We start from the raw sequence: 24,782 nt of genomic DNA on the forward strand, positions 1-24,782 counted from the left end.
AATCTAAAAAGGAATGTATATTCCAGAAGGATGTGATAGAATGTTCCTACTGACGAAGGATGCGGGCAACAAAGACCCACATTATATGTTACTTTTAGATGATCTGCGAAAGACAAAAAAGGAACTCGATATTGCTTACGCAAATTTTGAACATGCTGTGGACCCGGATTTGATCGACAGTTCTATCTATGAGTTGAACGCTGTCCAGCTTCGTTACAAATTCCTTTTAGGCTGTGTAAAACAATTTGAAAATGCATAAACAGAGGATTCTATGCCAAGAATCCTCTGCTCTCATTTCCAATTTCATAGTTTTCCGTTAAATTATTCTTCTGATAGGTCATTCCTGCTATGACTTTCTCACTGTTTTCCATCAACGGACGGGAATAATCCTCTTTTGAGACTTCTTCAAATGCTCCGTAGAGATTTTTTAAGATCTTCTCTGCATTCTCTACCCTGCTGATATCGTTTTTCACCAGTGCCATTGCCAGTTCATCACGGCAAAAACGGTAAACCGGGTATAATTCTTTTGCGATCTCATATTCAAAATTCAAAGTTTCCATCAACCGGTTTACACACTCGGAGGCTTTCTGTACCTCTTTTTTGAAAACCTCATGCTCTTTCTGTGCATATGCCTTTTTCGCATCTACACAGTGAACAAAACATATTTCATATGTGATCAGTGTCAGCCCGCTTCGGTTGCACTGACTGATCCTTCTGGTAAACTCTGTGATCTTTTCTTTTTCCATACTTTCTCACCTGCTTACTGTAAGAGCTGAAGTACCTGCTGCGGGATATCATTTGCCTGTGCAAGTACACTGGTTGCTGCCTGTGTAAGCACGTTATCCTTTGTATATTCCGTCATCTCGCCCGCCATATCTACGTCTTCGATTCGGGAAAGTGCAGCTGTCATATCCTGACCTTCCTGCTCTAAGCTGTTGATCGCATGGTCTAAACGGTTCTGATATGCACCGATCTTAGAACGTGCGGAACTTACTTTTTCTAATGCATCATCTAACTGCATGATCGCACGGTCTGCACCATTAACGGTTGTAACATCCAGATTGTCAATATACAGGCTGTCTGTAGAAATCTCCGGAATCCGTACATCCATGGTCTGATGCTCGTTTGCTCCGATCTGCAGTGTCAGTGTTCCGATGTTTGTTACATCTAACTGGATCGGTGTTGTATCTGAATAACCTTCTTCTGCTAAAAAGCTGATCTCAAAGCCGGATCTGTTTGTGATCGTGATCTTATTTCCATCGGTTGTATAAGTACAGTGATTTCCAAATGCAGAGGTTGCATCGATCGTAAGTTTTGCATCCTTTCCGGTTGGGATATTATCTGCATTGCTCATCGGTAAGCCTAAGAACTGCGCCAGTTTCTCATTATCACAGGAGATTTTTACCTGTGAACCGCTTCCATAAAAATCAGAAGTAAGCTGTAACGGGTCGCCAAATGTGTAATCGGCATCCTTCTTCACATAAATACCGCCTGCCTGGATCAATGGATTGATACTGCACTCTCCAAGCTCTGCTCCTTCACGCAGTTTTCCATATACTTCGGTTGCCGTATCTCCTGCTTCAATCTTAATCTCACGGCCATTGATCACGACAACACCTGCCGCATCGTCCGGAATTGCATCCAGATCTGCTGCCGTATCTCCATTATCATCGACATAGCTTGGTGTTGTTACTGCTGCACCCAGCGGATCATTGTAAACTGCCTGTGTTGCAGCCTCATCGATCGTAAAATTGTATTTTCCTGCTGCTACGGCATCTGATACGGAAATTCTTGAAACATGATCCCCATACACTCTGGTATCGAGACTTCCGTTAAATAATGTCTTTGTATTAAACTCTGTATCGGTGGATACACGGTCAATTTCTTTTTTTAAGGATTCGATCTCATCCTGAATGGAGTCTTTGTCATCGTCTGTATTGGTTTCATTTGCCGCCTGAACAGCTAACTCACGCATACGCTGGATCATGCTCGTTACTTCATTTAAAGCTCCGTCTGCGGTCTGTAAAATACTGTTTCCATCGGATGCATTCCGGGATGCCTGATTCAGACCCTGGATCTGTGCGCGCATCTTTGTAGAAATCGCCATTCCTGCCGCATCGTCCTTTGCATGATTAATTCTAAGTCCTGAAGAGAGTTTCTCCATAGAAACGGACAGTGAATTTTCATTATTCAACAGCTGATGATTTGTGATAACTGCTGACATATTGTGATTGATCTTCATACTTGTTTCCTCTCTTTTCTTCTTCTTTCTCGTTGTCTTTTCCGCTTCCGTGCGCTGCTCTCCATCCTGTCATCTGTGGGATTTCCTCCCGTTACTTTATATATCGGTAAAACCTTTATTTTCTGTATGCCTTTTTTGTAAAATTACTGTGAAATCTCAAGACTCCGTAATGTCTTAAGAAAACTCTCCGCCATATGATACAGTGTCTTTGTCTGGGTCTGACTTTGTTCCTCATCGAAAGTCTCTGTGGTTTTTGCGGAAAATTTTTCTAAATCCACATCTTTTGCATGAACATAACGGATCTCTACTTCCTGCTCTTCTTCGGTCTTTAACATACCGCTTAAGGCTTCCTCCTGTTCACGCATGGCACTTAACGTTGCCTGACTGTCCGATACAATATAGCCTTCGATCTTATCGTCTTTGACAGAAATCTGGGCTGCGGTCTTTCCAAGAGCGTCTCCCTCAAATAAAATGTCCACTCTTCCTTTTTCTTCCTTGCCACGGACAATCTTCAATGACACGCCTGTAACGGAATCACCGACTAATACCGGGATCTGGTAAGTCTCCTCTTTGGACATTTTGGTACCTAACTCGATCTGCGTCTGCACCATACGCATCTCTTTTAAATCCAGACTGGTAACGTTGGATTCATTTTTCATGGACTTCATTACATTTTCTGCTGTCTCAGCAAGTACCTTCTGTGCCTTTGCCATATCCTTTGGAGATTTCACGGCTTCCGCAAATTCCTCTAAGACCTGCTGCTCAATATCTGCAAGCGTCACATCTTCGGTGTCTGCCGCTTTTGCAAACAGCTTTCTGAACATTCCGTTCCGGTTTCCGATCATTTCCTGTGCCGCTAAGATCGTACTGACCGTCTTTGGCAGATCATACTGCTCTAACATCTTATAGACTTCTTCCGATGCCACGGCACTGTTCCGGTACTCTGCCATTTCCTGCTCTGTATAGGATTTTTGCAGATTTACATCCTCCGGAAGCTGCTCTAATTCCTGTTTGAACTGCTCCGGTGTCATGTTCTCCCAATCCGGGATCTTTGCTAATTTCTCAGGACTTAACTCCCGCATGATATCTTTGATACAATCATTCTGATATCCGGCTTCGATCTGTTCTGTTACGGAGATTCCGCTTGTCTCAAGCTCCTCAAGTCCTCCGAAAGAATCATCTACCGCATATTCCCTGCCTTCTTTTTTACTGCTGCGGACAGCCGTTAACAGATTTCTCATCGTAAATTCCGCTCCCTGTTGTGCCAGCATGCCGATCGCCGCTCCGTCTGTCTGTTCCACACGGGCGATCAGACGGTAGATTCCGATATAGGCACTCCGCTCTTCTTCGGCAATTTCGCTGTTCTGCTCTAATTTATATAAATATTTGCTAAAACGCACATCTTCATTGTCGATGCCAAGCTGTTCCTTAATTTCTACCGCTGTACGGTTCAACTCTTCCAGATTCATGTCCAGTGGATTAATGCCGCTCTTTATCATTTCACGGACCACCTGCGGCTTCATGTTTTCAAATGTCTGCTGTACCTTTTCATCCACAGCCTTCATCTGTAATACCGCTTCTTTTGTAATCTCCATCTGATTATATGCAAGGATACGGACTGCTCTCTGGTTTGCAGGATTTGTTTCCATACCAAGGTCTGTTAAAATATCATCGACATTGCGGAACGCTTTCTGTATCGAATCTCCCATGTCCTTCCTTGGGGCTGTCATCAGTGTTTCATAGGATTCATTCGCCTTTTCAAAGGTATCCTGCAATACTTTTCCTGCTTTATGCAGCTCCTGCGGTGTCTCAATGCTTCCTTCCTCTACACCGAGTGTATATGCCGGAACGCCTTTTAACTCTTCAAATACCTGCTCAATATCCCGGTAAATTTTGATATTTTCTTCTGTCGGTTCAACGCCTCCCTGTGATAAAAATTTCTCGTAATATGCTTCTTCCGCTTTTTTTAAAGCCTCGATCGTCTCTGCGATCGCATCCGTATCAATCGAAAAATCTTTTCCGGCAAGTGCATAATTTGCTTTTGCACTCATTTCTAAACGCACTTCTTCTAACTGACGCTGTCTGGTGATCGCAAGAACGGCATCCTTCGGACGTTTTCCCTGTGCGATCGCATCCGTAATCGCCTTTAAGACCACCTCGTTATCCTGTGGAAGCCGTAAATCTTTTAAGCTCTGATAACTTTCTAAATTCTCGGCTGTTAAAGGGATCTCATTTTCTAAAAGCCACCGGCTGTCCTCGATATTTTCATCCGTAATCTCAAATCCGGTGTCTTGAAGCATTTTTTGAATTTGTTTATCCAATTGTGAAAAATCTGTATTTTCTTCGGTGGACGGCACGGAATAGGACTCTCCTGTTCCACCGGCACTGTATTCTGCCTTATAGAGATTGTCGATCGTAGCATCCAGTCCGTTGTCTAATATGTATTTTTTTGCACCATCCGAAAGCGGCTCTAGATTCTCTGCCATTTCCAGTGCTTCTTCCGTCTCACTGACGTTCTGCTCCGTTGCCGGAAGATCTGCAATACGCAATGCTGCCTCAATCTGTCCGACTCCGGCTCTTCCTAAGACTTCCGCAATTTTCTCGACGCTCACATCGTCTCCGAAAATACGGATGTCCACGCCCGCTTTTGCAAGCTGGATCTTGATCTTGTCCATTTCGGTGACAATTTCCGGTATCTCTGTATCATTTACGGAATATCCGTCTTCTTCCATTTTTTCATAGTCTTCTTCTGTAGTCGTATTCGCAAGCACTGCCATCTCATCATGCATTGCCTGTGGGTCAACCGCGTCCGCCTGCATTGCGATATCCTCTGCACTCTTTTTATCTTCTGCAAGCAGAGTCTCATATGTTACACTCTTAACGGTATAGGAATGTCCTGTCTTATCCGTCTCTTTTGTTGTGATATTTTCATTTAAAACAGCCTGCGTCCCTTTATTCTGGACTGCTGCACTTTTTTTCGTAATCTCTGTCAGATTGCCTAAGTCGACTCTCATAGATGCCTCCGGTTTCTTCTGTTTGTATTCTCTGCTATATATTTCGGATATTTGACCAAAAACTTAATGCAAAAAAGAGACATTCTCACAAATGCCTCTTTTCTGAATCCTCTAATATTCAAATACTGCGACACCATATGGAGGCAGCGGATATCTTATCGAATATTCCCTGTTATCCCATGGCCGTTTCTCTGCTTTGTAGGTTTTCTTTGCCGGTACATTGCCGCTGCCCGCAAAACGCTCTTCCTCACTTGTCAGGATCAGCTTGTAATCCTTTAATTCCGGTACACCGACACGGAAATCATCCCTTGCCACCGGAGTAAAATTAAAGACAAAGAGCAGACGTTTCTTTGCGTCTTTTCCTTTTCTTAAAAATGTATAAATGCTTTTTTCTGCATCGTCCGCATTGATCCACTCAAAGCCTTCTCCGCCACCGTCTAACTCATACATACACGGATACTTACGGTAAATATGAAGAAGTTCTTTGACAAATTCCTGCAACCCTTTGTTATGTGGATTTTCTAATACATACCAGTCTAATTCCCGTTCCTCACTCCACTCACGGTATTGCCCGATATCCTGTCCCATGAATAGGAGTTTCTTACCCGGATGGCCCATCATAAATGCATAGCCTGCTTTTAAATTAGCAAACTTATCTGCTTCTTCACCCGGCATCTTGTTGATCATAGAGCATTTTAAATGCACTACTTCATCATGTGAGAGCACTAAAATATAATGCTCACTTCCATTGTAACTCATTGCAAAGGTCATCTTGTGATGGTTATCTTTTCTAAAATACGGGTCGAGCTTCATATAATCCAAAAAGTCATGCATCCAGCCCATATTCCATTTGTAAGTAAAATTCAGTCCGCCGTACTGCGCCTTGCCGGTTACCTGCGGCCATGCCGTAGATTCCTCCGCAATCATCACGGTTCCCGGATTTCTGCCTAAGATCAGTGTGTTGATATGGCGGAAAAATTCGATCGCTTCTAAATTCTTGTTCTCGCCGTATTTATTCGGTATCCATTCTCCGTCATTTTTTCCGTAATCTAAATAGAGCATGGAAGCTACCGCGTCCACACGCAGTCCGTCAATATGGTAGTGCTCGATCCAAAGCAGTGCACTTCCGATCAGGAAATTCTTAACTTCGCTTTTTCCATAGTCAAAAATCTTTGTTCCCCAATCCGGATGTTCTCCCATCCGCGGGTCAGCATACTCATAGATTGGTGTTCCATCGAAGTCTGCCAGCCCATGCGCGTCTTTTGGAAAATGTGCCGGAACCCAGTCTAAGATAATACCAATGCCTTTTTTATGCAGATAGTCCACAAAATATGCAAAATCCTCCGGTGTACCATAACGGGAAGTTGGTGCATAGTAGCCGGTTACCTGATAGCCCCAGGAGCCGTCAAACGGATATTCCAAAATTCCCATCAATTCTACATGCGTATATCCCATCTCTTTTACATAGTCCGCTAACGCATGTGCAAGCTGACGATATGTATAAAATCCCTCATCCTCTCTTCCCGGATGACGCATCCAGGAACCCGGATGTACTTCATAGATCGCCATCGGTTTTTCATATGGATCCTTACATGCGGCACGGTCTTTCATCCACTTGCTGTCTGTCCATTTAAAATGCTCGATATCTGCTACTTTTGAGGCGGTTCCCGGACGAAGCTCTGCCTCGTTTGCATAAGGATCTGCCTTATACAGCAGGGTACCGTCCGCGGTCTCTATCAGATATTTGTAGAGAACGCCCGTTCCGATATTCGGAACGAACGTCTCGAACACACCGATACTCTCCGGTTCTACACGCTCCATCTCGTTCGCTGTCTCATCCCAGCCATTGAATTCTCCAATGACAAATACTCTCTTTGCATTTGGTGCCCAGACAGCAAACCGCACACCTTTTTTCTTTCCGTCTACAGACAGATGTGCTCCTAACTTCTTATAGATGTCGTAATGCGTTCCCTGTCCAAAGAGGTACGCATCCAGTTCTGTAAAGTTACCCATAGCTTTCCCCATAGTCTTTACCTCTTTCACTATTCCTCAAAATCTTTTTCTTGCAGTACTTTTCTATCGCCTTGTCCATGACGTTTGGATGCAAATACGCTGAACGCTTTTTTGAATCCGCCCTTTTCGGATTTTGCCACTGCTTCATCCACAATGTCTTTTACTTCAAACAGCGTTGTTGCTTCATCGAGTTTTTCAATACTGCTGATGCGGTTATAGAGTGCTAACACTCCCATTTCATCAATTTCGTACTCTAACTCCTGTGCATAGGATTTTGCAAATTCTACCAGTTCATCAATGGAAAAGATCGGTATATTGACTTTTTCGGTAAACTTCCTTGCAAATTCTTCATCGCGTCCAAGTGCCTTACGGATTCCTTCTTTGGTATCCTCTAAAATAACTAACATTCCTGCGGTGTCCTGTGACATCTGAAGAGACATCTTCACTGCCGTCTCACGCGTAATCTCTCCGGCTTTTTCAATGATCAGACAGCCTCCGCGGACTTTTTTCATCAATTCCGGAATATCCTTTTGATTTAAAGAAGCGGCTTCGATCTTACCGATCTTTCCTCCGATCAGTCCGGTTTCCTCCTGAATGACTTTGATCAGATCCGTTGCAAGTACGGTCTTACCACTGCCCGGTCCTCCCTGGATCATGATATTTCCCTCTGTAGAGTTCGTACTTCTTCCAAGTCTCCGTTTCACTCCGGTCAACACCTGACAGAGCTGCTGCTCCATTCCCTGGATCGGAACAAAATAAGAAAAGATCTCTTTTTGTGCCTTTGTCAGATGCATCGTTACATCTTCATCCTCAATCACATCTTCCGGTATCTGGATAGGCGGAAGTTCTTCCTGTTTTGCCGGCTCTTCCGGCATCAGTTCTTTTGCTGCTTCAATTTCCTCCGGTATCGGTTCTTCTACTAATAAATCTCCGATATCTGTGGAAACCTGCGGCAGTTCCTGTGGAATCTCCTCTGATAACTCTTCTGACATTTCATTTTCCATCTCCTGTCCAAAAGATTCCTCTGCTGGTTTATTCTCTTCTATCATCTGATCAATGCTGTTATTCTCTTTGGATAATTTCTCGATCTCTCTTGTAAGAATGTCATTGACATTCTGAAATAATCTGGCTGCTTTTTCGTCTTTTTCCGGCATATTCTGCATATACTCCTGTTCCAATAATTCTTTTGGCGACAGACCTGCATTCAACTGAGGAATGACATCGACTAAACGCTCCATGATCTCTTCTGCTTCCTGAAGTGCTCTGGCTTTTGCAGATTCTAACCGGCGCTGCTCTGCTTCCTGCAATGCTGCCTCTGCCGCACGCTTTGTCTTTTCCCATTCTTCCAGCACTTCCTGGATGCTCATCTGACCGGTAATCTGTCTTTCTACCATCGGATCCTTTGGAACGTACAGACTGATCTGTCCGTCCGAATCCTCTGCCAACATCTCTTTAAAATTAATCTTTAAAGAACCGTCGATCTCTTCATCCGTCTCAATATGTCCGTATTTTTCTTCCTTCTGCTCCTCACTCTCATGCGGAAGCTGTAAATAAGGAATCTCCTCCACCATTTTCTTAATGGCATCCATGGAATCGTTGACCTCTTCTTTTTCCGTCGCATCCATGATCTGCTGCATATTTTTTGCCAATTCATTCTGAAGATTTACCGTATTAAAACGGCTCGCATTCATCGTAACCTGCGGGATCTTCACAACTTCGGATACGATCTCACCGGAATTGAGCATATCATTCGGACGCACCTCAACCACTCCGTCCCGTTTCTGGCGGAACTGGCGGTATTTCTCTTCCTGCTGCTTGGTCAACGGTTGATAGAGCATCTTTAATTCGAGCGCTTTTTCAACATATGCACCATCACCAAACCATAGAATCAGTTCATCACATGCTTCCACACATTTCTCGCTCATTCCTGCCTGATGATAGAGGTATGCCAGCTCATATGCCCACTCTTCAATATATTCCTGTTCCTTTAAATCCTCAAGAATCTGTATCTGCTCTGCAAGGGATTCTCCCTTTGCTTTGTATATCTTATATTTTAACACAAATTTGAGACTATCATTCGGAGCCATCTCTACAAACTCCTCATAATACTCCATTGCTTCATCGTAATTGCCTACATGGATTGCCAGTTCTGCAAGACGGTATACGATCGTTCTTCCAATCGGAGAACGTTCATATGCAAGCAGAAACATTTCTTTTGCATCATCATATCTTTCTGCCGTCTCATAGACTTCTCCTGCTTTTATCAGGGAATTTGCATTGCGAACACGTTTCCAGTTAATGGAATCTGCAAGTTCTTCTGCCATGTGATAATTTCCCTCTGCAAAAGCACTTTTCATCTGATCGAGTTTTAATTTATATTCATATTTATCCAACTTGTGTCACCTCTGAATATGCCTATAATAGACAGATTTTTATCCATTTTAGTGTACCATAGGATACCCTGTGTGTCAAAATTTATTATTTTAAAGCCGTATTCGGCAAATCCTGTCGAATACGGCTTTTCCTTAGTTTTTATTCTCTGTATTTTCCTCTGTTTGATCTTCTTTTTTTACATCAATTTCTTCTTTTTGAAAATAGCAGAGTTCATTCGTACGGGTATCTACTTTGTCCAGCTCGATATACTGCTCTGTCGCTTCCGGCAGCTTTTTCTTACGCAGGAAGTGATAGATGACCCTCTGTATAATGTAATAAATTACGGCAAAGACCGGAACTCCAAGGAGCATTCCCGCAAATCCGAACAATCCGCCTCCGACCATGATCGCAAAGACTACCCAGAACGGAGAAAGTCCTGTGGAATCTCCTAAGATCGTTGGTCCGATGATATTTCCATCTACCTGCTGCAGGATAAAAATAACGATCAGGAAATAAAGTCCCTGCAACGGATTGGCAAGTACGATAATGATAAATCCCGGTACTGCACCGATAAACGGTCCAAAGAACGGAATCACATTCGTAACACCGACGATCACACTGACCAATACGGCATATGGCATCTTCATGATCAAAAGAACGATATAGCAGATAATTCCGATAATGGTAGAATCCAATATCTTTCCGCTGATAAATCCGCCAAAGATCTCGTTGCTCTTTCTAGCTGTCTCTATGATAATGTTTGCCCGTTTCGGTTTAAACAGTGCATAGGTCAGCTTTTTAAACTGTCCGACAAAAGTCTCTTTACTGAACAGCAGATATACTGATACGATCAATCCGACTACAATATTTAACAGAACTTTAAAAATACTGATCAGTCCTGAAGTAATAGAGGTCAGATACTGGTTGCTCTTTGGTAACAGATCGTTCATTGCCCAGTTACGCAGATAATCCGTTGCATGCAGCAGCGTATTCTCAAACATGTCTGCGATTTCTGAATCGTTCTTCAAAATTCCATTGACCTTGTCTATCAACTCCTGCACCTCACCCGGCAATGTGACCACTAAGCCCTGAATACTCTCTGCAAGCTGTGGTATTAAGAGTATCAGCAAAATTGCAATGATCATAATGAAAACTGCTAATGCGCCAAATGTCGCAAGACTTCGGCATAATTTTTTTGCCTTGTCTTTTTTCTGTATCTTTGGCTCGATCCAGCGCAGCAGATATTTTTCAAAAAACATCATGATCGGATTGATCAGATAAGCGATCACGATTCCGATGATGATCGGCTGCAATATGACAGTGAGTTTTCTCCATCCTGCCGCAAACCCGTTATAGCGGTAGATCAGGAAGAAGAAAATGATACTCAGTGTGATCACTAAAAATGCGGTTAATGCAATTGCCATATAAGGTCTGATATTCCAGTGTGATTTTTTTTTCAGTTCGGGGGAATTGTTCTCCTTATTCTCCATGTATTCTCCTTAATTTACGCGGTTGTAATTGATCAGGCATCCCTTTAAGATGATCTCTCTTTCATCATCGGTAAGCTCACCCATCTTTAAGTGGAACTCTTCTAAGTGATCTCCTTTTACGACATAAGCGGTAATATCAGATGCCTTTTCCTCTACGGCTTTTCTGATCTCCGGAATAAAAAGATAATCTCCATTTGCAAACGGAAGGTCTCCCTCTTCAATTAAGAATGGAAGCATACCCCAGTTAATGAGGTTGGAACGATAACGTTTTGTTGCATACTCATTTGCAATATTTGCCCAGCCGCCAAGTACTTTCTGGCAGGATGCTGCCTGCTCACGGGCAGAACCGTCACCCGGTTTTACTGCGAAAATCGTACTTCCTACACCAAGATTGCCTTCGCCTGCATCCGGGAAAGTTTTCCGTACGGTATCCATCACCGGTTTTAATTCCGGAAGTGCCTCTAACGGACAGTTGCCTTCTTCAATGGCTTTCTGTGCTTTCTGTACTTCTTTTGCTTTTCCAACATAAGCAGGGTCTTTTCTGGATAATGTAAACTCTGCTAATCCAAGTGGGTTCGAACGGTAGGATGAAGTCTCTCCGGATGGGATCAGCTCATCGGTTGTTGTAACCGGATCATGGATCTCAGATACTACTTTTAATACCATGTTCTGTGGTAAAGCACTCATCTGCGGCCAGTCTTTGATGTTTGGACCAAACTTGATCTCTACGCTTGGATCTGCAACACCCTTGCTGTCAAATACGCGGTTCTCGTAGATGGTCTTATCAAAGTGATATGCCGGTTTTGTATATTCTGTATCCATATCTGCTGCAGAAGTCAGATATCCTTTGTTTGCTGCTGTTGCTGCAATAGAACGTGCATCCATTAATGCTACGGATGCGATCTGGCCATTCTGTAACTTAGAACCTTCGCGGTTCGGGAAGTTTCTGGTGGAATGACGAATGGAAAGTCCGTTGTTGCTTGGGGTATCACCTGCTCCGAAGCATGGTCCGCAGAATGCTGTCTTAACGATCGCACCTGTCTCAAGTAAATCTGCAACGGCTCCGTTTCTTACAAGTTCCATATAAACCGGGGTACTTGCCGGATATACGCTTAAGGTAAACTCGTCCGGTCCGATGCTTGTACCTCTTAAAATGTCTGCTGCATCGCAGATATTTTCATAACCACCGCCTGCACAGCCGGCAATGATTCCCTGATCCACATAGAGCTTTCCGTTTCTGACTTTGTCTTTTAATGTAAAGTCTACGGCTCCGTCTAAGCTGACTAAGGCTCTCTTTTCACAGTCATCTAAAATATCCATAAGATTTGCATTTAACTCTTCGATCGTATACACATTGCTTGGATGGAACGGCATAGCGATCATTGGTTTAATCTCACTTAAGTTGATCTCGATCATTCCATCATAGTAAGCAACATTTCCCGGATTCAGTTCTTTGTAATCTTCACTTCTTCCGTGGATATCGTAAAATTCTTTGATCTTTTCGTCGGTTCTCCAGATAGAGGACAGACAGGTGGTTTCTGTTGTCATAACATCGACACCGATACGGTAGTCTGCACTTAAGTTGGACACACCCGGTCCTACAAACTCCATTACTTTATTCTTTACATAACCGTTTGCAAAGACTGCTCCGATAATCGCAAGTGCGATATCCTGCGGTCCTACGCCATGCTGTGGCTCTCCGGTCATATAGACTCCGACTACGCCCGGCATATTGATATCATAGGTCTGGCTTAAAAGCTGTTTTACTAACTCCGGTCCGCCCTCTCCCATTGCCATTGTTCCAAGTGCTCCGTAACGTGTATGGGAATCGGAACCTAAGATCATCTTTCCGCCGCCTGCAAGCATCTCTCTTGCAAACTGATGGATAACCGCCTGATGAGGTGGTACATAGACTCCGCCGTATTTTTTTGCACAGGTCAGACCAAACATGTGGTCATCCTCGTTGATGGTTCCACCAACTGCACAAAGGGAGTTGTGACAGTTTGTCAGCACATATGGGATCGGGAATTTTTCAAGTCCTGATGCACGCGCTGTCTGTATGATTCCTACGAATGTAATATCGTGGGAAGTCAGTTTATCAAACTTAATTTTAAGTTTATCCATATTTCCGGATGTGTTATGGTCTTTTAAAATACCATAGGCAATCGTATTCTTTGCTGCCTCTTCCTTCGATACGGCTGCACCCGTCTTTGCTGAGATCTGTGCAGCTGCTTCCGGTCCCTCCGGAATTAACTCTGTGCCGTTTACTAAGTAAACGCCGCCTTCATGTAACTTCATATGATATATCCTCCTTACTGAAAATCGGCGGTAAAAAGCTCACCGCCGACATACTTTTCCACAAAAAATTATAATAAAAGCCCCACTAAAAAGCAAGTGGAAATGTGATCATTACCTTGAACAGGTCCCCGTCTAAAATAATATCGAAGGTTCCGCCCATCAATGTGGTAAGATTTTTCGCGATCGACAGACCCAGTCCGCTTCCCTCCGTTGTCCTTGAGACATCTCCCCGGATAAAACGCTCTGTCAGCTCATCCGATGGGATATTGAGTGGTTTTGAGGAAATATTTTTAATAGAAAATACGGCTTCGTCTTCTTTTTTGTCCAATTCCACATAGACACGCGTGCCCTCCAGTGCATATTTTGCGACATTGTTATAAAGGTTTTCCAACACGCGCCAGATCCGCCTGCCGTCTGCCATGACAACAATCGATTCTTTTGGCATTTTTGTAAATATGGTCAGATTCCGCTGCTCGAATTTTTCATTGAATTCTCCGGCGGTCTGATAAACCAGTTCCACTAAGTTGATCCGGACCATCTCTAACACAATATTGCCGGAGCTGATCTTGGATGCTTCTACCAAATCTTCCGTCAGCTGCTCTAAACGTGCTGATTTTTCTTTCAGAATGTGGATATAATTATTTACTTTCTCATTCTCGATCTTTTCATTTTCCAGTAAATTTACATAATTTATAATGGATGTCAGCGGTGTCTTGATGTCGTGCGATACATTTGTGATCAGATCTGCCTTCATCCGTTCATTTTTCATGCTCGCATCTACCGCTTTTTCCAATCCGTCTCCGAGATTGTTAATTCCTTCACTTAGTATCTTGTTATCCCCGGTAAACTCTTCCGACCGGATCTTATATTCCAGATTTCCGGATTTGATCTCTTCAATTCCTTCGATAATCTGTTGGCGCTGTACGCGGTCTTTTAAGATAAAAATTCCAAATACAATAAGCAGGATCGCCAGTGCCGCTAAAAACAACGGCTGCGAATAATAATAGCCCCATGCAGCAAAGATCAGTATCACGGCTCCTTCTAAAATATACAGTACCAGAAATCTTCCGGTTGCCTTTCCGCCTCTATAATAGGTCTGTATTAAATCTATGACCATATAAAACACGCTGTTATTCCAGAGTGTTCCTGCGCGGAGTCTGCGGATCATACTCAGATAAAACAGTAAAAAGCAGGCATTTCCTACAAACGCTAAGATTCCTCCCATGATCAGAAGTCCCGAAATCTCCCATGAATGGGAGCGCAGTCTGCCTGTCATCATGTTTCCTGCACTGATCAGCAGAATTCCCGCCACTATGACGATTTCTGTTTTGATCTTATCAAAGCCGTTCAGATGCACCTCATCTTCGTGGGATTTTCGTCCCGTGACAGTACTCAGGTAAACCAGTGCCGCTATCCAGCCTATGATACTCACAAAAGTTGTGATAATACTGATCTTTATCCACGGATGCAGTCGGTTATAGGACTCTTTTGCTTTATAAAAATGGTCTTTATATGGAAGTTTTGCATTCACTCCCATCATAAATACGGCATCGGTGTCCATGTTTCCGGTAATGTAGGTCTCATCCTGATAAAAATATTCTTCTAAGTTATTGATATTTGTATCGAAATGTATGTCCTCATCATCGTAGCACAGATATTGTCCGAGATCTTCGATCTTTTGTCTTGCCTCTTCTTTTCCACCTTCCTCTAATTTCAGGTTGGTGTATACCGCTCCATTAATACTCCTGTAATAATATGCTACGTTTGATTTTCCTGCATCATACTTGTTGATCAGTCTCTTATAGGTATCTATGTCTTTTGTGATAGAGAACATCATATTCTCAATGGCATTAGAAATATTCGTCGCTTCCTGCGTACTGATCTCTCCGTTCAGATACCGCTCAATATAGCCGCCGCCGTTGACTGCCGGATAGGTCTCTTCCACCAGACTTAAATATCCTGCCGCCTGATAGCTGCATCCCTCTTTTGCCCATGCCTCTAGATCTCCCAGCCGATACTGGAGATCTCCGGTAACCGTCACGGCTTTTGACGGGTCATACTCTCCGTTTGTCTCAAATTTCTTACGCAGATTAATAAGATTTTGTACCTCGACGGTGGTACTCTTAAATTCCTGTGTAAAATATCCGGAATCTAAAAATCCGCCTTTTCCGATATCCTGAAATTCCAGCATGCTCTTACTAAACAGACTTCCTAACAATAACAGGAATACCACTAGCAGGACCGCCATGAACTGCTGTATAATGACCGTTGCTATTTTTCCTGCCGTTGAATAACGGTGATTCTTCATGCTATACTCCTTTTTCTACTTTATAGCCAACACCCCAGACCACCTTTAAATAGCGTGGTTCTTTCGGGTTTATCTCTATCTTTTCCCGGATATGACGGATATGGACTGCCACGGTATTGTCTGCTCCGACCGCCTCTTCGTTCCAGATGCTTTCATAGATCTGCTCAATGGAGAATACTTTTCCTGCATTTTTTACAAGGAGAAGTAAAATATTATATTCTATCGGTGTCAGGCGGATCGTCTCTCCATCCACTTTTACTTCTTTTAAGTCATCGTTGATCTCCAGACCGCCTACCCGGTATACGCTCATATTCTCATCTGCCACATTGCCCAGATGCATATAACGCCGAAGCTGTGATTTGACACGCGCCACCAGTTCCAGTGGATTAAATGGTTTGCTGATATAGTCATCTGCCCCGATATTGAGTCCTAATATTTTATCTGCATCCTCTGTCTTTGCAGAGAGAATGATGATCGGAATACTGCTGTTCTCACGGATCTTCAAGGTTGCCCGAATGCCATCCAGTCTTGGCATCATAACATCCATAATGAGAAGCTGTACATCATTTTTTTCTAACTGCTCGATCGCCTGCTCTCCGTCATATGCCTTGATCACATGATACCCTTCCTGCTGTAAATATATCTCTATTGCATCGACAATTTCTTTATCATCGTCACACACTAAAATATTGACCTTGTCCATTTTTCTTCGTCCTTTCCTGTTTTCCCTATTCTACCATGAATTATGGGGTTTCACACGGAATTATTTCTTAAGATATTTTGAAGATGTTGTTTTGGAAAATTCAAAGATAAAAATTATAGGATATGTGTTACCTAAATGATTGTGCCCATCAGATATGGAAAGTTTCTTTCCATATCTGATGGGCACGTTTTTTAACCATCTGCTTTTTTCTTCTGTCTCCAGCGGAAGTATTCCGCATCTAGATTTACTTTGATATCCAGCTCCGGTGCTGCCTTTGTCTCCGACACATCCGGTACCGGAACAGGCCTTCCGATCTTTTCAAAGTATGCCGGGTTTACTTTTATTTCCGGTTTTCCTGCCGGAAATGCCGTCATTCCAGCCCCGGTATTCTCTTTTACTTTTTTCTGGCTGTCCTGTTCTTTCTTTTTCTTGATCTCTTTATTTCGTTCCTCGATTACTTTTCGGTATTTATCTGTATCCTTCAAATCTTCTAACGAAGACTTCAGCTCCAACTGATTTTCACGAACGGTCTGCTGCTGCTTCATCATTTCTTTCTTTGCAGTATGGAACATCTTTTCCATTTCATCCGTTGCATTCTGTATAATTGTCTGGATATGCCCGAGTGCTTCATTAGAATAGAGAACTGATGCCGCATAAATATCTTCTGCCTTGTGATTTGCATCCCAGATGATATCATCCCGGCGTCTTCTCGCTTCACGCTCGCCGCGTTCTCTGCTGTTTGAAGTCATTTCGTATTCTTCCATCATTTCATTCATGCAGCTTTTCAACTGCTCAAGCAATGCCAATGCCTCTTTTTTGTTGACGATCACCCGTTCAGCATTCTTGTCATATGGCTCGCTTCTCGAATATAACACATAGAATTCACGAAGAACCCGCTCTACTTTGTCCTGTACACTCATTCCTGCTCTCCCTATGTACTGCCTTAATTTTACTTATTCTAAGATAGCACAAAATAGTACGCTTTTCAAGAAAGAATACACAAGATGTAGAATTTCCTAGAACCGGAAATCTCTCTGTCCATTATGGATATTCGCAATGTATTCTGCTGTTTTTTCTTTGACCTTTGGATTCGTGATGACATTCAATTCTTTCTGTATCAGGGCTTCACCGATTTCTTTTGTTTTCGGGGAAGCATAATCCTCTAAGTATTCTTTTAAGGTCATCAGTGCATTCGGATGACAGCAGTTGACGATCTGGCGGCTCTTTAACAGCTTCATAAAACGGTCACCGGTTCTTCCCTCACGGTAGCATGCAGTACAAAAACTCGGTACAAAGCCCATTTCCATCAACCAACAGACTACTTCATCTAACGTTCTTCTGTCGCTTACGTCAAACTGTGCAGAATTTTCTTCTTCCGGCTCTTCTTCTACATAGCCGCCGACACTGGTTCTTGAACCACCGCTGATCTGGGAAATTCCAAGCTGTAATACTTTTTTTCTGGTCTCGGCACTTTCTCTGGTGGACACGATCATGCCTGTATATGGAACGGCAATACGGATGCAGGCTACGATTTTTGCAAAGAGATCGTCAGAAATTCCATTGTCAAATACATCCGGATCGATATCATCGGCACGGCGCAGACGCGGTACGCTGATGGTATGTGGTCCGACTCCCTTTGCTGCCTCTAAATGCTCGGCATGCATGATGATCCCTGCAAAATCATAACGATAGTTATTGAGTCCGAACAGCACGCCTAAGCCGACATCATCAATACCTCCATCCATTGCACGGTCCATTGCTTCTGTGTGATATGCATAGTCATGTTTCGGTCCTGTCGGATGAAGTTTCTCATAGTTTTCTTTGTGATAGGTTTCCTGGAATAAAATATAGGTTCCGATTCCGGCTTCTTTTAATTTACGGTAATTCTCGACAGTTGTTGCTGCTATGTTGACATTGACACGACGGATGGCTCCGTTTTTATGCTTGATACCGTAAATCGTCTGGATACACTCAAGAATATACTCGATCGGATTGTTGACCGGGTCCTCTCCTGCTTCTAATGCAAGGCGTTTGTGTCCCATGTCCTGAAGCGCCGTAACTTCTTTGACAATCTCCTCCTGGGACAGTTTCTTTCTTGCAATATGCTTGTTTCTTGCATGATATGGACAGTATTCACAACCGTTAATACAATAATTAGACAGATACAACGGTGCAAACATTACAATACGGTTACCGTAAAATTCCTCTTTAATTTCTTTTGCCAATGCGTAGATTTCCTGATTTTTTTCTTCAATATCACAATCTAAAAGCACCATTGCCTCCCGGTGTGTGATACCTTTTTTCTCCCGTGCCTTATTCAGGATACGGTCAATCTCTTCCACATTGCTCTTGTTTTTTTCTCCATATTCCAAGGAAGCTAAGACTTCCTCATGTGCGATAAATTCCTCTGCTTTGCTTGATTTTGGATTATACATTATTTTTCCTCCTTCTATTTCCTAACGGTGTTCCCAGCCCGGTGCATCGCCCCGGTCGGTTGCAAGTTCACAGCCGATGGTTTCCATTCTGCGGTTTAGGCAGTAACGACATTCTGCTGCTTCGTCCCCCGTACAGATTTTGTTATCATATAATTCATATTTTTTTCTTACATTGGTCGGCGAAAGATTCGGCATCACTACGTTTGCCCCTGCCTGTACGCCTTTTTCCCGCCCTAACGGGTCAATGGTTCCTAACGCTGTGGTTGCCGGAAGCAGAACATCCGGTTTTAACATCCGGATCAGGCTGAGCAGATATAGGGTCTGTTCCACGGTTCCGCCCGCTTCTTTTCCAAATGGGGTCTCGTGATGCGGCACAAACGGTCCGATCCCGACCATATGCGGCTGTAATTCCTGTATAAAAAACAGATCCTCTGCCAATGTCTGTGTTGTCTGATAAGGACTTCCCACCATAAAACCGCATCCGACCTGATAGCCGATGTCTTTTAATGTTCGCAGACACTCCATGCGGTGTTCAAAAGACATCTCCTTGGGATGAAGTTTCTCGTAATGCTCTTTATCGGCAGTCTCATGGCGAAGCAGATAACGGTCCGCCCCTGCCTTAAAAAATGCTTCATAGCTGTCGCGGTTTCTCTCACCAAGGGAGAGCGTGATCGCACAGTCCGGATGACGCTCCCTGATCGCATGCACAAGCTCTAGTATCCGCTCATCCGTATACCATACATCTTCTCCGCCCTGAAGGACAAACGTGCGAAATCCCAGCTCATATCCGGTATCCGTACATTCTAAAATCTGCTCTGTACTCAGACGATAACGCTCTGCATTCTGATTGCTTTTTCGTATCCCACAGTAATAACAGTCATTTTTGCAATAATTTGTAAATTCGATCAATCCGCGTACATAAATCCGGTTGCCAAAATTCTGCTCCCGCAGGATATTTGCTCTCTTTTCCGCTTCTTTTTGATATTCTGACTGTTTCTGGATCAGCGCTTGCCACTCTTCTAAGGTAAGATTTCTGTTTTGCTCTAATTTTTCTAACAGATGCATACTTATCTCTCTATACTTTCTTTTTTATTTTGTCTCCTGCTATATTTTCCTAAAATCAGTTTTCAGACTTTGGAATAGACGGCCTTCGCCGTTACACCGTCTAACATTCCGAGTTTTCCGGAAAGACTGCTGATCTCATTTTGCGGTGCATCGATCGCGATACTGATGATATTTACTCCACGTTCTTTGTGCGGTATTCCCATTCTGCCTATGATATAACTGCCATATTTATGGAGGATCTGGTTTAAACGCTCCACACTTTCTTCTTTTTCCACAATGATTGCAATGTTTGCAAGTCTGGTCTCCATACTGCCTCCTTTATAATTTTTATATGATATAAAATAACGTGCACAAATTTAAAAAACCTGTGCCCTAAGGCACAGGTTTTATTTACGCAAAATCCCCATCTGTCAGCTCTCCTAAAAACTCTTTTAAAAACATCCTTCAGATGGATTTTCTTTTACTGTCTGTGCCTTTTTTCGCAGGACGAACCTTTGAAATCAGGTGTTTGTTTTTATAGAGTAACATATTCTATGAGGTTTGTCTATTTTTATGAATATTCTTTTAAGAAGTCTGCTATAAAACCTACCGCTTGATATCCAGCCGCACCAATGCTCTTCTGAGTGCATACTCTGCCCTCTTGACATCTACTTCTTCCTGATGGGAAGCCAGCCGCTTCTCGGCACGCTCTTTTGCCGCCTCGGCACGAGCCACGTCAATCTCATCCGGCCACTCTGCGATCTCTGCTAAAAATGTTACTTTGTCCTGCAAAATCTCAGCAAAGCCGGAATGCACTGCTGCTTCTTTCTTTCCTTCCGGTCCTGTAATCGTAACAATTCCCGGCGCTAAAACGGTTGTCAGCGGAATATGGTTCTTATAGACTCCTATTTCTCCATTTACCGTTGTGAACTCGATCATCTCAGCTTCGCCCTTATAAAATATCCGGTCCGGCGTAATGATCTCTACCGAAAATATTCTGTCGTCTGCCATATGCTCACTCCTTACTTCATGCGGGCACGCACCTCATCAATGCTGCCTGCATTTAAGAAATAACTCTCCGGAATGTCATCATGTTTTCCTTCCAGAATCTCTCTGAATCCACGGATCGTCTCAGCAATCGGTACATATTTTCCGTCTAAGCCTGTAAACTGTGTTGCCACAAAGAACGGCTGGGATAAGAATCTCTGTACTTTTCTGGCACGGTTTACTACCAGCTTGTCATCCTCTGACAGCTCGTCCATACCTAAGATTGCGATGATATCCTGTAATTCCTTATATTTCTGTAAAATCTCCTGTACACCACGCGCTACCTGGAAATGCTCCTCACCTACAATACGAGGGTCAAGAATTCTTGAAGTGGAAGCTAACGGGTCTACTGCCGGATAAATACCAAGCTCTACGATAGAACGGTCTAATACGGTTGTTGCATCCAGATGTGCAAATGTCGTTGCCGGAGCCGGGTCCGTTAAATCGTCTGCCGGCACATAAACTGCCTGAACGGAAGTAATGGAACCATTCTTTGTAGAAGTGATACGCTCCTGTAATGCACCCATCTCTGTCTGTAATGTCGGCTGATAACCAACGGCAGAAGGTACACGTCCAAGTAATGCGGACACCTCAGAACCTGCCTGTGTAAAACGGAAAATATTGTCGATGAATAACAATACATCTTTTCCACCTTTATCACGGAAATATTCTGCCATCGTAAGTCCCGTTAAACCAACACGCATACGCGCTCCCGGCGGCTCATTCATCTGACCGAATACCATACAGGTCTTGTCAATAACTCCGGATTCTTTCATTTCATAGTAAAGGTCATTACCTTCTCTGGTACGCTCACCAACTCCGGTAAATACGGAGTAACCACCATGCTCTGTCGCAATGTTGTGAATTAACTCCTGAATCAGTACCGTTTTTCCTACACCGGCACCGCCGAACAGACCTGTTTTTCCACCCTTCTGGTATGGGCAGAGCAGGTCTACGACCTTGATACCTGTCTCTAACATTTCTGTAGAAGTTGCCTGCTCTTCAAAGGCCGGTGCCTTTCTGTGAATCGGCATATACTCTACATCTTTCGGTGCTTCAACTTCATCAATGGGTTCACCTAAGACATTAAACATACGTCCTAAAGTTGCCTCGCCAACCGGAACTGAAATTGGTCCTCCGGTTGCAACTGCATCCATTCCACGCACTAATCCGTCTGTAGGACCCATGGCAATACACCGTACCGTATCGTCACCCAGATGCTGTGATACCTCGACGGTTAATTTTCCTCCGTCTTTTCTCTGAATTTCAATTGCGTCATTTATCTCCGGAAGATGTCCTTCCATAAACTTAACATCCAGTACGGCACCAATAATCTGAGTGATTTTTCCCACGTTTGTTTCTGCCATCTTTCCTATCACTCCTTTTCTGTTTTTTCCTAACACAACTGCTAGGAAATCGCCTCCGCTCCCGCAATGATCTCTGTTAATTCCTGCGTAATGGAGCCCTGACGTGCTCTGTTATATTTCAATGTTAAATCGCTGATCATATCTTCCGCATTGCTTGTTGCGGAATCCATCGCCTGCATTCTTGCACCATTCTCACTTGCCACTGCTTCCACAAAGGCTCCGTAAAAAAGACTTGTCACATACTTCGGTATGATCATATCCAAAGCATCTTCCTCATTCGGTTCATAGTTCATAAGCACGTTGCTCTCGTCCTCATCCGGTATCTCTAGATCATCGAATTCCACCGGAAGGAGTTTCATCAGTTTCGGCTCATGAACAACCGTATTCTTAAAATGCGTATACGCTAAATAGATTTCTCCGATCTCACCACGCTGATAAGACGCGAGCACCTCGTTACAGATTGCTGCTGCATCTGCGTACTCCGGGGATTCTATCACCTCCGGATAGGATGCCTTGATCTCATAGCCACGGCGTTCTAAGACTTCTCTACCTTTATTTCCGATCGTATAACATTCTACATCTTCTTTCTGAAAACCGGCTCCCGTAATCATCTTGACTACGTTGGCATTATAACCTCCTGCCAGTCCACGGTTTGAAGTAATGACGATCACGGCTTTTTTATCGGAATCATTTTTATTTAAATAAGGGTGGTTCAGATTTCCCGTTTTTGCAAGCATTGATGTTACTGTCCGATACATATAATTAAAGTATGGATTTGCCTGTTCTGCATGGACTTTTGCCTTCTGCAGTTTTACGGTAGATACAAGCTTCATGGCTTTTGTGATCTGCTGCGTACTCTGTATGCTGCTTTTTCTTCTTTTAATATCTCTCATTGAGGCCATATCTGCTCACCGCCATTCTTATTTAAAATCTGCCTTGCTTTCTTCAATCGCTTTGATCAATTTCTGCTCTGTCTCTTCTGCAAGCTCTTTTGTCTCCCGGATCGATGTGATGATCTCCGGATATTTTGTATCAATACATTCAAATAATGCCTGTTCAAAATCCAGAATTTTCTCTACCGGAATATCTAAAAGATACTTCTTCGTAGCCGCATAAATAATTGCAACCTGATACTCTACCGGAAGTGGTTTGTACTGAGGCTGTTTTAAGATCTCACGGATCCTTTCACCCTGTGCTAACTTCTCAGTCGTATCCGCATCTAACTCGGAACCAAACTGTGAGAATGCTGCTAACTCACGGTACTGTGCTAACTCTACACGGATCGGTGCTGCAATCTTCTTGATCGCCTTGATCTGTGCCGCACCACCTACACGGGATACGGAAAGACCCGCATTGATCGCCGGACGGAAACCTGCATTAAACATCTCTGTCTCTAAATAAATCTGACCATCTGTAATGGAAATAACATTGGTCGGAATATATGCGGATACGTCTCCTGCCTGTGTCTCAATGATCGGAAGTGCTGTCAGGGAACCTCCGCCTAATTTGTCGGAAAGTCTTGCTGCACGCTCTAACAATCTGGAATGTAAGTAGAATACGTCTCCCGGATATGCTTCACGTCCAGGTGGTCTTCTAAGGAGTAAGGAAAGTGTACGGTATGCTGTTGCATGTTTACTCAGATCGTCGTACACAACAAGTACATCTTCTCCATTTTCCATCCATTCTTCTCCGATCGCACATCCTGCGTATGGAGCAATATACTGTAACGGTGCAAGCTCACTTGCTGTAGATGCTACTACCGTGGTGTAACTCATTGCACCAAATTCTTCTAATGTATTTACAATCGATGCTACCGTAGAGGACTTCTGTCCAATGGCAACATAGATACATTTTACATTCTGACCCTTCTGATTGATGATCGTATCAATTGCGATCGCTGTCTTACCGGTCTGTCTGTCACCGATGATCAACTCACGCTGACCTCTTCCAATCGGCACCATGGAGTCGATTGCTTTGATACCCGTCTGTAACGGAGTATCTACAGATTTTCTGGAAATAACACCGGATGCTACTCTTTCGATCTGACGATATTTTGTAGTTTCAATCGGTCCTTTGCCGTCGATCGGCTGACCCAGTGCATTTACTACACGTCCGATCATTGCATCGCCTACCGGTACTTCCACGACTCTTCCGGTTGTTTTTACGGTATCTCCTTCGTTGATATTCTTCTGGTCACCTAATAATACGGCACCAACATTATCTTCTTCGAGGTTTAATACCATTCCATATACTTCTCCAGGGAATTCTAAAAGCTCTCCCTGCATTGCATTCTCAAGGCCATGAATACGAGCGATACCGTCTGCTACCTGGATAACTGTACCAACGTCAGTCACTTCCAGTTTGTCCGCATAACGTAAGATCTGCTCTTTAATAACGGAACTGATTTCCTCTGGTCTTAAATTCATGGAACTTCCTCACCTACTTTCA

At 43.4% G+C, this 24,782-nt stretch carries 18 protein-coding genes; 1 reads left to right on the forward strand and 17 read right to left on the reverse strand.

Translation table 11 applies throughout. The features are described 5' to 3' along the window. Positions 1-40 precede the first annotated feature (40 nt). A complete protein-coding gene (locus tag WMO43_RS12195) occupies positions 41-259 on the forward strand; it encodes a YaaL family protein (protein WP_177963583.1) in 219 nt (72 codons plus the stop codon). A 10-nt stretch (positions 260-269) separates the two neighbouring features. On the opposite strand, the gene WMO43_RS12200 is transcribed toward WMO43_RS12195, so the two are convergent. The 17 genes from WMO43_RS12200 to atpA all read right to left on the reverse strand — a co-directional run bounded on the left by WMO43_RS12200 (position 270) and on the right by atpA (position 24,760). Then, positions 270-746, reverse strand: coding sequence for a flagellar export chaperone FliS (locus WMO43_RS12200; protein ID WP_177963582.1), 477 nt, complete (start codon positions 744-746; stop codon positions 270-272). Between the two features lie 14 nt (positions 747-760). Beyond that, on the reverse strand, positions 761-2,242 hold the full coding sequence (locus WMO43_RS12205; RefSeq protein WP_177963581.1) for a flagellin N-terminal helical domain-containing protein: 1,482 nt from the start codon (positions 2,240-2,242) through the stop codon (positions 761-763). Positions 2,243-2,385: 143 nt separating this feature from the next. Then, positions 2,386-5,256 (reverse strand): DUF6240 domain-containing protein, encoded by a 2,871-nt coding sequence (locus tag WMO43_RS12210; RefSeq protein WP_353531398.1) that lies wholly within the window; start codon positions 5,254-5,256, stop codon positions 2,386-2,388. A 111-nt stretch (positions 5,257-5,367) separates the two neighbouring features. After that, complete coding sequence (glgB, locus tag WMO43_RS12215; RefSeq protein ID WP_353531420.1) at positions 5,368-7,269, reverse strand: 1,4-alpha-glucan branching protein GlgB; 1,902 nt, start codon at positions 7,267-7,269, stop codon at positions 5,368-5,370. A 29-nt stretch (positions 7,270-7,298) separates the two neighbouring features. Further along, positions 7,299-9,662, reverse strand: a complete 2,364-nt coding sequence (locus tag WMO43_RS12220) for a tetratricopeptide repeat protein (RefSeq protein WP_353531399.1) — start codon at positions 9,660-9,662, stop codon at positions 7,299-7,301. A 132-nt stretch (positions 9,663-9,794) separates the two neighbouring features. Further along, the gene (locus WMO43_RS12225; RefSeq protein WP_353531400.1) at positions 9,795-11,132 is read right to left on the reverse strand and encodes an AI-2E family transporter; all 1,338 of its coding nucleotides are present in this window, start codon (positions 11,130-11,132) and stop codon (positions 9,795-9,797) included. Positions 11,133-11,141: 9 nt separating this feature from the next. Beyond that, the gene (locus WMO43_RS12230) at positions 11,142-13,430 is read right to left on the reverse strand and encodes a hydratase (RefSeq protein WP_353531401.1); all 2,289 of its coding nucleotides are present in this window, start codon (positions 13,428-13,430) and stop codon (positions 11,142-11,144) included. Between the two features lie 85 nt (positions 13,431-13,515). Further along, positions 13,516-15,738, reverse strand: a complete 2,223-nt coding sequence (locus tag WMO43_RS12235; protein WP_353531402.1) for a sensor histidine kinase — start codon at positions 15,736-15,738, stop codon at positions 13,516-13,518. Between the two features lies 1 nt (position 15,739). Further along, positions 15,740-16,441, reverse strand: a complete 702-nt coding sequence (locus WMO43_RS12240) for a response regulator transcription factor (RefSeq protein WP_177963575.1) — start codon at positions 16,439-16,441, stop codon at positions 15,740-15,742. A 191-nt stretch (positions 16,442-16,632) separates the two neighbouring features. After that, entirely contained in the window at positions 16,633-17,361 is a 729-nt protein-coding gene (locus tag WMO43_RS12245; RefSeq protein WP_353531403.1) for a hypothetical protein, read from the reverse strand. Positions 17,362-17,457: 96 nt separating this feature from the next. Next, on the reverse strand, positions 17,458-18,876 hold the full coding sequence (gene hydG, locus WMO43_RS12250) for a [FeFe] hydrogenase H-cluster radical SAM maturase HydG (protein ID WP_353531404.1): 1,419 nt from the start codon (positions 18,874-18,876) through the stop codon (positions 17,458-17,460). Positions 18,877-18,897: 21 nt separating this feature from the next. Next, a complete protein-coding gene (gene hydE / locus WMO43_RS12255; RefSeq protein ID WP_353531405.1) occupies positions 18,898-19,941 on the reverse strand; it encodes a [FeFe] hydrogenase H-cluster radical SAM maturase HydE in 1,044 nt (347 codons plus the stop codon). A 62-nt stretch (positions 19,942-20,003) separates the two neighbouring features. Then, complete coding sequence (locus tag WMO43_RS12260; protein WP_294665678.1) at positions 20,004-20,249, reverse strand: TM1266 family iron-only hydrogenase system putative regulator; 246 nt, start codon at positions 20,247-20,249, stop codon at positions 20,004-20,006. A gap of 277 nt (positions 20,250-20,526) precedes the next feature. Then, complete coding sequence (atpC, locus tag WMO43_RS12265; protein ID WP_177963570.1) at positions 20,527-20,931, reverse strand: ATP synthase F1 subunit epsilon; 405 nt, start codon at positions 20,929-20,931, stop codon at positions 20,527-20,529. 11 nt (positions 20,932-20,942) lie between these two features. After that, complete coding sequence (gene atpD / locus WMO43_RS12270; RefSeq protein WP_177963569.1) at positions 20,943-22,334, reverse strand: F0F1 ATP synthase subunit beta; 1,392 nt, start codon at positions 22,332-22,334, stop codon at positions 20,943-20,945. A gap of 41 nt (positions 22,335-22,375) precedes the next feature. Then, a complete protein-coding gene (gene atpG, locus WMO43_RS12275) occupies positions 22,376-23,236 on the reverse strand; it encodes an ATP synthase F1 subunit gamma (RefSeq protein WP_177963568.1) in 861 nt (286 codons plus the stop codon). 18 nt (positions 23,237-23,254) lie between these two features. Continuing rightward, complete coding sequence (gene atpA, locus WMO43_RS12280) at positions 23,255-24,760, reverse strand: F0F1 ATP synthase subunit alpha (RefSeq protein ID WP_177963567.1); 1,506 nt, start codon at positions 24,758-24,760, stop codon at positions 23,255-23,257. Between the last annotated feature and the right edge of the window lie 22 nt (positions 24,761-24,782).

The organism is Maccoyibacter intestinihominis (genome assembly GCF_040096355.1).
In the GTDB taxonomy this organism is placed as follows: Bacteria; Bacillota; Clostridia; order Lachnospirales; family Lachnospiraceae; genus Maccoyibacter; species Maccoyibacter intestinihominis.